Genomic DNA, 12931 nt, shown 5'->3' with positions numbered 1-12931 from the left:
TCGCATGACAGTGACGGACAGGAGCGGGCCGGGGAACATCGGGGGCGCGTTCGAGGAGAACGGCTTCGTGGTGGTGCGCGGCCTGTTCGCCGCCGCCGAGATCGACGAGCTGTGCGCTCAGTTCACGGCACTGCACGCCGCCGGTCCGGTCCCGGGGCACTTCGAACCCCGCGCCGCGGCGACCGGCGGCCCGGCCGATCCGCTGCACGCCCACCCCCGCGTCATGCATCCGCACCGCATCAACGCCCTGTCCCTGCGCCTCCTTCTCGATCCCCGGCTGCGGGACGTCCTGGAAGTCCTGCTGGGCGAGGACGTCCTGGCCGCGCAGAGCATGTTCTACTTCAAGCCGCCCGGGGCCCGCGGCCAGGCGCTGCACCAGGACAACTTCTATCTGCGGGTCGAGCCGGGCACGTGCGTGGCCGCCTGGATCGCCTGCGACGCGATCGACCGCGAGAACGGCGGCCTGGAGGTCGTGCCGGGCACGCACCGTATGGACCTGTTCTGCCCGGAGGAGGCGGACGCGGCGCTGTCCTTCGCGCGCGAGTACGTGCCGCCGCCGCCCGGCCTCGCCGCCGTACCCGTCGACATGGCACCGGGCGACGTCCTCTTCTTCAACGGCAGCCTGGTGCACGGCTCCGGCCCCAACCGCAGTACCGGCCGCTTCCGCCGCTCCTTCATCGGCCACTACGTCGGCCGCTCCACGCAGCGCATCGGCGGCTTCTACCGGACGCTGACGATGAGCGGCGAACCCGTCGCCCTGCCCGAGAGCGAGGGCGCGGGACCGTGCGGCACGGAGTTCGTGGCGAGTACTCCCCACTGACCGGTCATGAGCTCATGCGGCGGACCCGGGGATCGTCTCCGAGGTGAAGGCGAGGATCGCGTCGGCGACCGCCCTGGGGTTCTCCAGGAGCATCTCGTGGGTGGCGTCGATCCCGGCGACCGTCACATCGGCACGCTGCTCGGCCAGTTCGGCGAGATCCCGGGCCAGCCCCTTCGCGTACGCCGTCATCAGTTCGTCGAACCACTCCATGCCCGGGACCGACCGCTCCGGCCGCAGCGCGCGCCCCAGCAGCAGCGGTACGGGTACCTGGTGGAAGAGCGCAAAGAGGTCCAGCGAGTCGACCGCGTCCAGCATCTCCAGGGCGAACTCGCGCTCCGGCCTCACCTCCAGCCGGCCGTCCGGCCCCTCGCGCACGGAACGCAGGGCGGCCGCCTCCAACAGCTCGTAGGGGATGCCCAGTTCTTCGGACATCGCACGCTGCCGGGCGAGCAGCTCCCTCAACCCGTCGGTGGGAAGCCGCTCGCCCGACACCGACGCCGCCGCCTTGCGCATCCCGGTGAGCCGTTCCTCGACGTACACCGGATCGAGGCCCACGTACTGGTCGGGGCGGCCCCACCCGAATCCGTCGAGGTTCACGGCGCCCGGCGTGACGTCCCAGTGCTCCACTGCGTACCGCGCGGCGATCATCCCGCCGAGGGAGTGGCCGACGGGAAGGGCGCCTGGGATGCCGTACCGCTCCAGGACCGCCTCGATGTCGCCGAGCACGTGGTGGAAGTCCCAGGTGCCGGAGGGGGAGAGACCGTGTCCGCGGAGGTCCACGGCGAGTACCCGGTGACGGGGTACGAGGAGCGGGGCGACGGCGGCCCAGTCGGCGAGGGTGCGCCTCGCGCCGTGGAGCAGCAGCAGGGGCGGTCCGTCGCCCCCGTGGTCGTGTACGGCGAGTGCGATGCGGTCTCCGGTCATGTCCAGACAATAGAGCCGAGATGCCCCGCGAGCCGGACCACGCGTTCGTCGGCGCCGACGTGGCTCCAAGGGGACTGCTTTCCCTCTATGTGCCCACATCGCCGATCTCCGCCCTTGACGCGGGTGTGCCCACACGATTTGATCCTGGCGTGCCGTGGCGCGACCCGGCACGCAGAGGTGCGCCCAGCCGGTAACGGACCAGGTTCAAGTCCGGCCAAAGTCGCCAGGATCGCGGGAAGCGTCCGAGGCGGGGACGTACTCGCGATCGATGGAGCGGACATGCCCGCCAAGCGTGTTTCCGGTGTCGGAGGTCCGGGGACGGCCGCTGTCCTGGCGAGTCTGCTGACGCTGGTCGGCTGCGGTGCGGGGAAGGACACGGGGACCTCGCCGCACAACCCGCCGGTGTCCTCCACAGCACCGGCCGCCTCGTCGAAGCCCACGCCGAAACCGGGCGCGACCGCGACGGCCGTCGAACTCCCCCCGCTCCACGCGGGCTTCGACTACCAGATCGGCGGCGCCTATCCCCCGCCCGCCGGCGTCCGCATCGTCAGCCGCGACCGTGCCGCGTCCCCCGCGCCCGGCCTCTACAACATCTGTTACGTCAACGCCTTCCAGGCGCAGCCGGACGAGCGGAAGCAGTGGCCGGCCGATCTTCTGCTGCGGGACGCGCACGGCAAGGTCGTCGTCGACGAGGACTGGGGCGAGGCACTGCTGGACATCCGAACGCCTGCCAAGCGCAAGCGAGTGGCCGCCCGGGTCAACCGGTGGATCGACGGCTGTGCCGACAAGGGCTTCGACGCGATCGAGCCGGACAACTACGACAGTTACACGCGCTCGCGGCATCTGCTGACCGCCGACGACGCCACGGCGTTCATCACCCTGCTCTCGGCGCACGCGCACGCCCGGCATCTGGCCATCGGTCAGAAGAACACCGCGGAGCTGGCGGGTCTCAGGGCCCGCACCGGGCTCGACTTCGCGGTGGCCGAGGAGTGCGGCGAGTACGACGAGTGCGGGACGTACGCGAAGGCGTTCCACGACCGGGTGGTCGTCATCGAGTACACCGACAGCGGTCTGCGCAAGGCCCGTTCGGGCTTCGGGGGCCGGCTGAGCATCGTGCGCCGGGATGTGACGGTGTCGACGCCCGGCAGCGCGGACTACGTCCGCAGGACCCGCTGACGGGAGGCGTACTGACGCCCACGATCGCACGCCGCGGTCTGCTCGTCGCTGCTGCCGCCGCGCCGCTCCTGAGAAACCCTGACCGGGCGGATCAGGGCTTCAGGAGCCCGCCCACCCACCAGTCGTGGGGTTCGCCGTTGACGATGCTGCGATTGCGGAGGGTTCCTTCGAGGGTGAAGCCGAGCTTCTCGGCGAGAGCGCGGGAGGCCGCGTTCCCGACCATCGCCCACCACTCGATCCGGTGGGCCCCGAGCGTGGCGAACCCCCAGTCGCACAGCGTCCGCGCGGCCTCCGCGGAATATCCGCGGCCACGCTGCTCCTTGGCTGCCCAGTAGCCGAGTTCGTAGACGCCCTGGGAGAGCTTGGTCAGGCAGAAGGAACCGACCAGGGCGCCGCTGTCCGCGCGGAAGGCACCCAGGATGTAGTCACGGTCCGTGGCCCAGCCCTGGGGCCCGGTCTCCGCGACGTACTTCTCGGCGTCCTCGCGCCGGAACGGTGTGGGCGCAGGCGTGTAGTACTGGATGTCGGCGTCCTGGCAGGCCGCGTGCACCGCGTCCGCGTCGGAGGGGCTGAACGGCCTGAGCAGGAGGCGGGCGGTCTCCAGGGTCACGGGATCCATGGCGGCAGTATGGCCAGGGCCCGCGAGAGGGACCAACGCATTTATCGCGTCCGGCAAAGCTCTGCGACCCGGGTCTCGGTGCGACGGGGAGACACGCATCACATTCGTCGATGTCACAACGCGTGGGAGCTATTTCGTCCAAGGAGGTGTAACCGCCGACAACGACACAGGAGTGCACCATGGAAGCTCGGCTGAACGTTTTCACCAGCCCGGTCGCGGCCAAGTTCGGGAAGCACCTCGTCGCCGCGGGCAAGGTGCTCGCGGACTCGACTCTGCCGGCCGCGACGCAGGAACTGGTGAAGCTCCGCGCCAGTCAGATCAACGGCTGCGGTTTCTGCACCGACATGCACACGAAGGACGCGGCGCACGCCGGGGAGACCTCGACGCGCCTCAACCTCGTCGCGGCCTGGCGGGAGGCCACGGTGTTCACCGAGGCCGAGCGCGCCGCCCTGGAGCTGACGGAGCAGGGCACCCGCATCGCCGACGCGGCCGGCGGCGTCACGGACGAGGCCTGGGCGAATGCCGCCAAGCACTACGACGAGGAGCAGCTCGCCGCCCTGGTGTGCACCATCGCCCTCATCAACGCCTTCAACCGCGGGAACGTCATCATCCAGCAGCCCGCCGGCGACTACCAGCCCGGCCAGTTCGCATGACGCAGGAGCGCCCGGCCGGGTGCACGGGCGTCCCTGTTGCCTAGTCGGGCGGGTTCGGGTGGGCAAGTCCGAGGTCGTAGGCGAGGATGACGGCCTGGACGCGGTCGCGGACTCCCACCTTCGCCAGGACACGGCCGACGTGGGTCTTCACGGTGGATTCCGCCACGACCAGGCGCTCGGCGATCTCACTGTTGCTCCAGCCCTGGCCCATGGCGACGAAGATCTCGTACTCCCGTTCGGTGAGGGCGCGCACTCGGGGGTCGTCCGCCGCCCTTCGGCTCGACGACTCGTGGGGCAGGTGCCTGGCGTAGGCGTCGAGGAGGCGGCGGGTCAGCGCGGGGGCGATCACGGCGTCGCCCGCCGCGACCGCGCGGATGCCGGCCAGGAGTTCCTCGGGGTGGGCGTCCTTGAGCAGGAATCCGCTGGCTCCCGCGCGCAGTGCCGCGTGGGCGTACTCGTCCAGGTCGAACGTGGTCAGGATGAGAACGCGGGAGCGGCCGCCGGAGGCGACGACGCGGCGGGTGGCTTCGATGCCGTCCATGCCGGGCATCCGTACGTCCATGAGGATCACGTCCGGGCGGAGTTCGGCGGCCTTGCGGACGGCGTCCCCGCCCTGGGCGGCCTCGCCGACGACTTCGGTGTCGGGGGTGCTCTCCAGGAGCATCCGGAAGCCGAGGCGTTGCAGTGGCTGGTCGTCCACGATGAGCACAGTGGTCACACCGCACCGCCCGTGGCGGCCGGCGGGGTGAGGTCGGTCCCGGCCAGGGGGGTGAGGTCGAGGGTGGCCCGCACCGTCCAGCCTCCGCCGGGGGCGGGTCCCGCGGTGACGGTGCCGTTGTAGAGGGCTGCGCGTTCTCTCATGCCGGCGAGTCCGTGTCCTTCTTCCTGGGGTGGCCCGGGACGGACGGTACCGCCGCCCCGGCCGGTGTCGTGGACGTCGATGTGCAGCCGCGTGTCCTTGACGCTCACCGCGAGTTCGACGCGGGTGTCGTGGCCCGCGTGCTTGAGGGCGTTGGTGAGGGCCTCCTGGACGATGCGGTAGACGGTCAGCTGGACACCGCGGTCCAGGGCGTCCAGTTCGCCGCCGGTGCGGTAGACGACCTGGGGGCCGGCGGCCCGGATCCGGGCGCACAGGGCGTCGATGTCCGCGATGCCCGGCTGGGGGCTGAGCTGGGGCGCGGCGGGGGTCTGGGTCTGTTCGCGCAGGACGCCGAGCATGCGGCGCAGTTCGCCCAGCGCCTGGCGCCCGGTGTCACCGATGAGCAGCAGGGCCTGTTTGCCGCGTTCCGGGGAGTGGTCGGTCGCGTACGCGCCACCGTCGGCGAGCGTGATGATGACGGAGAGGTTGTGGCCGACGATGTCGTGCATCTCGCGGGCCACCCGGGTGCGTTCGGCGGCGGCGGCCAGCTTGCTGCGCTGGTCGCGTTCGATCTCCAGGCGGGCCGCCCGGTCGCGCAGGACGGCGAGCTGGGCGCGCCGGATCCGTACCGCCAGGCCGAGCGCGACCGCCGCGATGATGGTGCTGAACAGGAAGAACAGCGCGTCCAGGACGTGCACTTGGGGCGCCAGCCGGACGGCGGCCAGCCCCAGGGCAGCGGCGACGACGGCGCAGGCCACGGGCAGCCGCCGGAGCTGTCCGTGCAGCACCAGGCTGTAGAGGGCGATCAGCAGGGCGACGTCGGCGCGCAGCCAGACTCCCAGAGCCAGCTGAACGAAGAACACGACGGCGATCACGGCGAAGGCGAGGGACGGCCTTCTGCGCCGCCACAGCAGGGGCAGTACCAGTCCGGCCTGGAGCGCGACGGTTCCCGGCCAGGGCAGGTGGGTGAGCTGGAGGTCGAAGCCACGCCGGTCGCCGTCGCCGTCGTGCACCAGGTCCGGCACGCAGAACATCAGCGCCACGACCGCGATCACCCCCGCGTCCAGAATCCACGGGTGGTTCCGGTCGCCCTGCTTGAGCCGTCGGCCGAGCCGGGACAGCCGACGGGCCAGGGGGTGATTCCACGGGAGGTCCGCCTCCGCGAAGGGCGGCTCGGAGGGTGCCGTCCGGTGGGCGGTGTCGTCGATGCTCATGGGGGTCACTGGTTCGCGCTCATGGGTGTCACCTGTCCATTGTGTGTCCGGCCGCGTCCCCGTACGCGTGTCCCTCCCCGTGTCCGTGGTGGCCCGGAACGCGGTCCGACCGGCGCGGCACCCGGTCCGGTGACCCGGTCGGGTGCCGCGCCGGTCGCGAGGAAGCCGGCGTCAGGGCCGGGCGTCAGGCCTCAGCCGCCCGGCCTCGGTCGTCAGGCGTCGGTGCGTACGAGGCGGTAGGCGGCGCCCGCCAGCGCGAGCACGGTCCAGCCGAGGAAGACCAGGAGCCCGGCGGTGGGCGACAGGGTCGTCGAGTCGTGGGTCAGCGCGAACATCGACTCGCCCGCGTTGCTGGGCAGGTACGGGCTGATGTTGTCCTGCCACGAGCTCGGCAGCAGCGAGATCAGGCCGGGGATCAGCATCAGCGAGGCGACCAGGACCGAGATGCCGCCGGCGACCGAGCGGAGCAGCGCGCCCAGGGCGGTGCCGATCACGCCGACCAGACCCAGGTAGAGGCCCGCGCCCAGCAGGCTGCGGACGACGCCGGAGTGGGAGAGCGAGAGGGCCGCGGGGGTGCCGGAGACGATGCCGCCGGCGATCAGGAACGCGACGAAGACGCCGATGGTGGAGACGACGAGGGCGACCAGGCCGAACACCCCCGCCTTGGACCACAGCACTTGAAGGCGGCGCGGGACGGCGGCCAGCGTCGAGCGGATCATGCCGGTCGAGTACTCACCGGCGGTGACCAGCACGCCCAGGACGCCGAGCGCCAGTTGCGCGAAGTTCGTGCCGAACACGGACAGGCTCAGCGCGGTGGCCGAGGCGTCGTCCGGACGCAGGGGATGACCGGAGTTGAGCTCGGACTTGTAGTGCGCGGCGGCGATCACGCCGAACGCGATCAGGAACAGCAGCCCCAGACCGAGGGTGATCCAGGTGGAGCGCAGGGACCACAGCTTCGCCCACTCGGAGCGCAGCACACGGCGCCCGGTGACCTTGTACTCCGGACGTGCCGCCCGCACGGGTGCGGGCGCGGGGCTGTCGGTGACGGTGACGGTGCTCATGCCGCCCTCCCAGGGGCCTCGATGGTGGCGGTGGCGTGGTACTCGACGGCGTCGCGGGTCAGGTCCATGAAGGCCTGCTCCAGGGAGACGGTCCGGGAGCTGAGCTCGAACAGGGGGATGCCGTGCTCGGCGGCCTTGAGGCCGATGGCCCGCGCGGACAGACCCGTCACGTGCAGCTCCTCGGAGCCGACCTCACCGGTGATCTCCACGCCGGGGCCGGCCAGGACCTCGCGCAGGCGGGCCGACTGGTCGGACGCCACGGTCACGGTGTCACCGCCGGCCTGCCGGACCAGATCCTGCACGGTGGTGTCGGCCAGCAGGCGGCCGCGTCCGACGATGATCAGGTGGTCGGCGACCAGCGCCATCTCGCTCATCAGGTGCGAGGAGACGAAGACCGTACGCCCGTCCGCGGCGAGCCCGGTCAGCAAGTTGCGGATCCACAGCACGCCCTCGGGGTCCAGCCCGTTGACCGGCTCGTCGAGCATGATGGTGGCCGGGTCGCCGAGCAGCGCCGCGGCGATTCCCAGCCGCTGGCCCATGCCGAGGGAGAAGGCGCCCGCGCGCTTCTTGGCCACGGACTGCAGCCCGGTCAGCTCGATGACCTCCTCCACCCGGCGGCGCGGAATGCCGTGGGTGTAGGCCTGCGCCATCAGGTGGTCGAACGCCGAGCGGCCCGGGTGGATCGACTTGGCCTCCAGCAGCGCACCGACCTCCTGGAGCGGCGCGCTGTGCTGGGCGTAGTGCTTGCCGTTGACCGTCACACTGCCGCCGGACGGTGCGTCCAGTCCGACGATCATGCGCATGGTGGTGGACTTGCCCGCGCCATTGGGGCCGAGGAAGCCGGTGACCGTGCCGGGCTTGACGACGAAGTCGAGCCGGTCGACCGCCGTCTTCTCCCCGTACCGCTTCGTCAGCTGTTGTGCCTCGATCATCGCTTTTCCCTCGTGCTCGGGGGGCCGGAACCCGCCTGGCTGCTCACTCATCACGCTAAGGGCCCGCGAACCGGGATCCGTGGTACCCGGGAGGTCACTGAGGTGAGGCCCGTAGTACCTCGGTACGACGGAGTCCTCCGCATCGGATGACATCGCCGACCGCGTAAGGCCGTCCTACCGCGCGGCGGGCCTTGTGCCCGTTGCCGGATGATGGCCGCCATGCGCATCCGTATCGACGCCGTCGACCTGCCCGGTTCCACCTGCCCGGCCCCCGCCGGCGCCGCCTTCGCCACGTACGGCAACATCCATGTCGCCGTGCAACGCCGCGACCGTCCGGCCGAGGTCCTGGAACCGCACCCCGGCGACGCCGAGTCCGCGACCTGGACCCTGGACTGCACCGCGATCACCTCGCCGACCGGCACCGACGTGACGGGCCCCTACGTGCAGAACCGTCTGGGCCGCCGGTTCATCTACCTGTCGTGGGGCACGGTCGACGAGTCGGGCGTCTTCACGATGTTCCGCCGCGCCAAGCTGATGCTCGACACGATCCCCGCCGAGGTACTCGCCGCGGCCGCCCGCGACGGCCTGCTGGTCGGACGCCTCGGCCTGACCGACACTGGTGGTACACCTCTGTGCGCGCGGGTGGAGCCCCCGCGGATCACCTGGACCGCCGAGACGGGCGACTAGGGCGACGACCCGGCTCCCACGGCCGAGGCCCCGCAGCGGTGCATACTCATGGCTCCCCACCGGTGATTCCGGTGTCCGAAGCCGGGTGCCACCGGTTGAGCAGGCTCGTACGGAGCGGACGTAACAAAGGGCATGCCGACATTCATAGCCAGCAGGCACGGGGAACGCGTGCCGGTGAGCAGCGCGGAGCCGCCGAGGCGATTCGAGTGGCTTCGGCGGCACCGGCGGTGGCTGTTCGTGGTGGCAGTGGCCGCGCTGCTCGCCGAGATGGCGGTCGCGATGGTCACGACGGCCGTGGAACAGACGCCGACGATCGACGAACCCGTGTATGTGGGAACGGCGGTGGTCTACGTCCAGCAGCACAGCCTGCGCTACAACCCCGAGCATCCGCCGCTGGGCAAGCTGATCATCGCGAGCGGGCTGGTGTTCGCCCATCCGCACCTGGACGCCGGCTTCAAGGGTGATCAGACGGCGCTCGGCCGGCGGGTGCTGTACGAGTCGGGCAACGATCCCTGGCGGGTGATGTGGTGGGCACGGCTGCCGGTGATCGTGCTGACGCTGCTGTTCGGCCTGGTCGTCCTCGCGTTCGCCCGTGAACTCGTCGGCCCTGCGGGCGGGTTGGTGGCACTCGCCCTGTACGCGTTCTCGCCCGACGTCATCGCACACGGCTCGCTGGCCACGCTCGACGTGCCGGCGTCGGGTTTCCTGCTGACGTCGGTGTGGCTGCTGTGGCGGGCCCGGCGCCGGCCGCTCCTCCATCTGCCGCTCGCCGGGGCCGCGCTCGGGGCGGCGGTGGCCACGAAGATGAGTACGCTGCCGGCCGTTCCGGTACTGATGCTCCTGGCGGTGGCGTCGGTCTGGCATGCGCGGGGCCTCCGCACGCCCGCGGGGACACGGCCCGTCGACACGCCCTCGGGTACTCGTCCCCCCGACAGGCCTGCGCTTACTCGTCCCCTCGGCACGTCCGCAGAGGCACAGGCCCTCGGCGCGTCCGCGAAGGCGCGGCTCCTCGGGCTCGCCGCGGCCGGCGCGACCGGTATGGCGCTGGTGGCGCTCGCCGTGGTGTGGGCCACCTACTTCGCCGTCGACCCCCAACTGCGCTGGACGGCTCCCGCGGACCTCCCGGCCGTCCATGGGCTGCGCGGGCTGTTCGTCGACCGGCTGCCCTTCCCGCAGCCGTACCGGGACGGGATGCGCGTCCAGTTCGGCTTCGAGAACGCGACGTGGCAGGGGTTTCTGTTCGGTCGGCTCTATCACGGTGGGCTCTGGTACTACCTGCCGGCCGCGCTGCTGGTGAAGACGCCGCTCGGCATGCAGGCGCTGTGGCTTGCCGGTGCCGTCGCGATGGTCTCCATACCCCGGCTGCGGCCCGCCGCCCCGTACCTCCTGATCCCCCCGGCTCTGCTGCTGGCCGCGGCCATGACCGGCTCACGCGATCTGGGCGTGCGCTACGCCCTGTTCATACCGGTGTTCCTCGCGGTCGCCGCTGCCGGTGTCGTCGCGTTCCGACGGCGGTGGGCGCACATCGCCACGGCGGCGCTGGTCCTGTTCGTCGCCGTGAGCTCGCTGCTCACGTACCCGTACTACCTGCCGTACTCCAACGAGGCGTTCGGCGGCCCGTCGAAGACCCATCTGCGGCTGCACGACTCGAACGTCGACTGGGGACAGGACCTGGGGCGGCTCGCCGACCGTCTGGACCGGCGTTACCCGCACGAGAAGGTCTGGCTCGTCTACAAGGGCGCCGGTGTGCCGTCGTACTACGGGATCGACGCGGCCGATCCCCGCAAGGCACCGCCGGGCGAGGTGCACGGGCTGCTCGTGGTGTCCGACACCTCGGTCGCCAAGGCCGACGGCCGGCTGGCGGCGCTGCTCGCCACCAGCCGGCCGATCGACGAGGTCGGCCACTCGATCACGATCTACCGTCGGTGACAGCCCGATAGGTTACTGACCTCACGTGCCGGGGGTGAGCAGGTCCAGCACCCGTTCCCAGTGGAACTCCCTTCGCCCGCCGTCCTGTTGCGGCTCCCCGGAGTACGGGTCACCGAACCGGACGCCCATTCCGCGCAGCCGCCCGATGCTCGCGCGGTAAGCGGGGTGGGTCGCCAACGCCTCGTTCACGCAGGGCAGTACGGCGATCGGGACACCAAGGCCGTACGCCTCGCACAGCGTTCCCAGGGCGAGGGTGTCGGATATGCCGGCCGCCCACTTGTTGACGGTGTTGAAGGTGGCCGGTGCGACGGCCACCGCGTCGGGGGCCGGGAAGGGGCGCGGGTCGCCCGGGGACCGCCAGGCGGACCGGATGGGGCGTCCGGTCTGCGCCTCGACGGCCGTCGCGTCGATGAAGCCGAGGCCCTGGGGGGTGGCGATGACGCCGACCTCCCAGTTCCGCTCCTGGGCCGCGGTGATCAGTTTGCTGATGTCCTCAGCGATGCCGGCCGCGCAGACGACGACGTAGAGGAAGGGCTTTTCGGCGTGTTCACTCACCCGGAAACCCTAATGAACACACGCGACTTCGAAGGAACGCACGGGACTTCGCATGAAGCACACGGGACTTCTACTGAACCGGGAAGGAGTCCCCGCGCTCCGACTCCGGCCGCGGGCCGAAGATCCGCCGCTCCTTCTCCTCGATCCGTACGTCATTGATGCTCGCCTCCCGCCGCGTCATCAGACCGTGCTCGTCGAACTCCCACAGCTCATTGCCGTACGACCGCCACCACTGGCCGTCGGCGTCGAGCGACTCGTACTGGAAGCGGACGGCGATGCGGTTGCCGTCGAAGGCCCAGAGGTCCTTGCGCAGGGCGTACTCCCGCTCGCGTGCCCACTTCGCCGTGAGGAGCTCCACGATCTGGGCGCGGCCGGTGACGAAGGTGTCCCGGTTGCGCCAGACGGAGTCCTCGGAGTAGGCGAGCGAGACCTTGCGGGGATCGCGGGTGTTCCAGGCGTCCTCGGCGGCCTGGACCTTCTGGGCGGCGGTCTCGCGGGTGAACGGGGGCAGGGGCGGGCGGTCGGTCATGGCGATTCCTCGGGCTCGACGATCTCGAAGCAGTAGAGAACGAGCGTTCTCCGTCATGGCTGCTAACGTAGAGAACGACCGTTCTCACGTCAAGGAGTCCCCCGCATGGACAGCACGACCGCCCGGGACCAGGCCCTCGCCCTCGCCCGGGAACAGGCGCTCGACGCCGCGGAGGAGCTGTTCTACGGCCGCGGCATCCAGACCGTCGGCATGGATGACATCCGCGGCGCGTCAGGGGTGTCGCTCAAGCGGCTCTACCAGCTGTTCCCCGCCAAGGAGCGGCTCGTCGAGGCGTATCTGGAGCGGCGCGATGTCCGCTGGCGGCAGCGGCTGGCCGAGCACGTCGACCGGCACGGGGAACCGGAGGAGCGGATCCTGGCGGTCTTCGACTGGCTCGGGCAGTGGTTCGCGGAGCCCGGCTTCCGGGGCTGCGCCTGGATCAACTCGTACGGGGAACTCGGCACCACCTCACCCGTCGTCACCGCCCAGGTCACGGCGCACAAAGAGGCGTTCAAGGACTACCTGAGAGGCCTCGTGGCCGACGCCGGGCTTCCGTCCCCCCTCGCGGACCAGCTGTATCTGCTCGCCGAGGGCGCCATGGTCACCGCGGGCATCACGCGGAGCACGGAGCCCGCCGGCCAGGCGGCCGACGCGGCGCGGGTACTGATGTCGAGGGCGAGGGCGAGCGGGTCGCGGCGTGAAGGGTGATCGCCGGCCCCGCACGCCTGCGCCGACTCGACCTCGCCGTCGTCGTCGTCGTCGAGAAGTGATCCTCTTTCAGGTCTCGGACACCGTGATGGCGCCTACCGGGCAGGCCCGTGCCGCCTCCCGCACCATCGCGTCGCCGCCGCCGTCCTCGCGGCCCGGCAGCACCTCGCTGAATCCGTCGTCGTCCTGGGTGAAGACGCCCGGGGCGGCGAGGGCGCACTGGCCCGCGCCGATGCAGACGTCCTTGTCGATGGAGATGTCGATG

General features: G+C 71.1%; 15 protein-coding genes. 6 read left to right on the top strand and 9 right to left on the bottom strand.

Features of this window, described 5'->3' with window-relative positions:
* The first annotated feature begins 4 nt into the window (after positions 1-4).
* Positions 5-820: a phytanoyl-CoA dioxygenase family protein gene (locus OG975_RS43980; RefSeq protein ID WP_406335297.1), complete on the top strand. Its 816-nt coding sequence runs from the start codon at positions 5-7 to the stop codon at positions 818-820.
* 12 nt (positions 821-832) lie between these two features.
* On the opposite strand, the gene OG975_RS43975 is transcribed toward OG975_RS43980, so the two are convergent.
* Positions 833-1744, bottom strand: coding sequence for an alpha/beta fold hydrolase (locus OG975_RS43975; RefSeq protein WP_406335296.1), 912 nt, complete (start codon positions 1742-1744; stop codon positions 833-835).
* Positions 1745-2023: 279 nt separating this feature from the next.
* On the opposite strand from OG975_RS43975, the gene OG975_RS43970 reads away from it, so the two are divergent.
* On the top strand, positions 2024-2920 hold the full coding sequence (locus OG975_RS43970) for an endo alpha-1,4 polygalactosaminidase (RefSeq protein ID WP_406335294.1): 897 nt from the start codon (positions 2024-2026) through the stop codon (positions 2918-2920).
* A gap of 91 nt (positions 2921-3011) precedes the next feature.
* Here the strand turns inward: OG975_RS43970 and OG975_RS43965 are convergent, their stop codons facing one another.
* Positions 3012-3539 (bottom strand): GNAT family N-acetyltransferase, encoded by a 528-nt coding sequence (locus tag OG975_RS43965; protein ID WP_406335293.1) that lies wholly within the window; start codon positions 3537-3539, stop codon positions 3012-3014.
* Between the two features lie 179 nt (positions 3540-3718).
* On the opposite strand from OG975_RS43965, the gene OG975_RS43960 reads away from it, so the two are divergent.
* Positions 3719-4192 carry a carboxymuconolactone decarboxylase family protein gene (locus OG975_RS43960; RefSeq protein WP_406335292.1) on the top strand — a complete coding sequence of 158 codons (474 nt, stop codon included), beginning with the start codon at positions 3719-3721 and terminating at the stop codon, positions 4190-4192.
* A gap of 40 nt (positions 4193-4232) precedes the next feature.
* On the opposite strand, the gene OG975_RS43955 is transcribed toward OG975_RS43960, so the two are convergent.
* From OG975_RS43955 to OG975_RS43940, 4 genes are all read right to left on the bottom strand, one after another.
* On the bottom strand, positions 4233-4910 hold the full coding sequence (locus tag OG975_RS43955) for a response regulator (protein WP_406335291.1): 678 nt from the start codon (positions 4908-4910) through the stop codon (positions 4233-4235).
* A complete protein-coding gene (locus OG975_RS43950; RefSeq protein ID WP_406335290.1) occupies positions 4907-6265 on the bottom strand; it encodes a sensor histidine kinase in 1359 nt (452 codons plus the stop codon). Before OG975_RS43950 ends, OG975_RS43955 begins: the two co-directional genes overlap by 4 nt.
* 212 nt (positions 6266-6477) lie before the next feature.
* A complete protein-coding gene (locus OG975_RS43945; protein WP_406335289.1) occupies positions 6478-7326 on the bottom strand; it encodes an ABC transporter permease in 849 nt (282 codons plus the stop codon).
* Positions 7323-8258: an ABC transporter ATP-binding protein gene (locus OG975_RS43940; RefSeq protein WP_406335288.1), complete on the bottom strand. Its 936-nt coding sequence runs from the start codon at positions 8256-8258 to the stop codon at positions 7323-7325. Before OG975_RS43940 ends, OG975_RS43945 begins: the two co-directional genes overlap by 4 nt.
* A 219-nt stretch (positions 8259-8477) precedes the next feature.
* Here OG975_RS43940 and OG975_RS43935 point away from each other — a divergent pair, with 219 nt between their 5' ends.
* Both OG975_RS43935 and OG975_RS43930 read left to right on the top strand, forming a co-directional pair.
* The gene (locus tag OG975_RS43935) at positions 8478-8945 is read left to right on the top strand and encodes a DUF5990 family protein (protein WP_406335287.1); all 468 of its coding nucleotides are present in this window, start codon (positions 8478-8480) and stop codon (positions 8943-8945) included.
* Positions 8946-9212: 267 nt separating this feature from the next.
* On the top strand, positions 9213-10874 hold the full coding sequence (locus OG975_RS43930) for a phospholipid carrier-dependent glycosyltransferase (RefSeq protein ID WP_406336725.1): 1662 nt from the start codon (positions 9213-9215) through the stop codon (positions 10872-10874).
* Positions 10875-10895: 21 nt separating this feature from the next.
* Here OG975_RS43930 and OG975_RS43925 read toward each other — a convergent pair whose 3' ends face one another.
* Positions 10896-11429, bottom strand: a complete 534-nt coding sequence (locus OG975_RS43925) for a flavoprotein (protein ID WP_406335286.1) — start codon at positions 11427-11429, stop codon at positions 10896-10898.
* A 70-nt stretch (positions 11430-11499) separates the two neighbouring features.
* A complete protein-coding gene (locus tag OG975_RS43920) occupies positions 11500-11958 on the bottom strand; it encodes a nuclear transport factor 2 family protein (protein ID WP_406335285.1) in 459 nt (152 codons plus the stop codon).
* A 105-nt stretch (positions 11959-12063) separates the two neighbouring features.
* On the opposite strand from OG975_RS43920, the gene OG975_RS43915 reads away from it, so the two are divergent.
* Positions 12064-12666 carry a TetR/AcrR family transcriptional regulator gene (locus tag OG975_RS43915; RefSeq protein WP_406335284.1) on the top strand — a complete coding sequence of 201 codons (603 nt, stop codon included), beginning with the start codon at positions 12064-12066 and terminating at the stop codon, positions 12664-12666.
* Positions 12667-12735: 69 nt separating this feature from the next.
* Here the strand turns inward: OG975_RS43915 and OG975_RS43910 are convergent, their stop codons facing one another.
* Positions 12736-12930: a ferredoxin gene (locus OG975_RS43910; protein WP_327435337.1), complete on the bottom strand. Its 195-nt coding sequence runs from the start codon at positions 12928-12930 to the stop codon at positions 12736-12738.
* Position 12931: the final 1 nt, after the last annotated feature.

It is taken from the genome of Streptomyces sp. NBC_00203 (assembly GCF_045206325.1).
GTDB classification, from domain to species: Bacteria; Actinomycetota; Actinomycetes; order Streptomycetales; family Streptomycetaceae; genus Streptomyces; species Streptomyces lutosisoli.
Note: the sequence above shows the minus strand (reverse complement) of the source record. Positions and strands in the feature narration are given on the sequence as shown.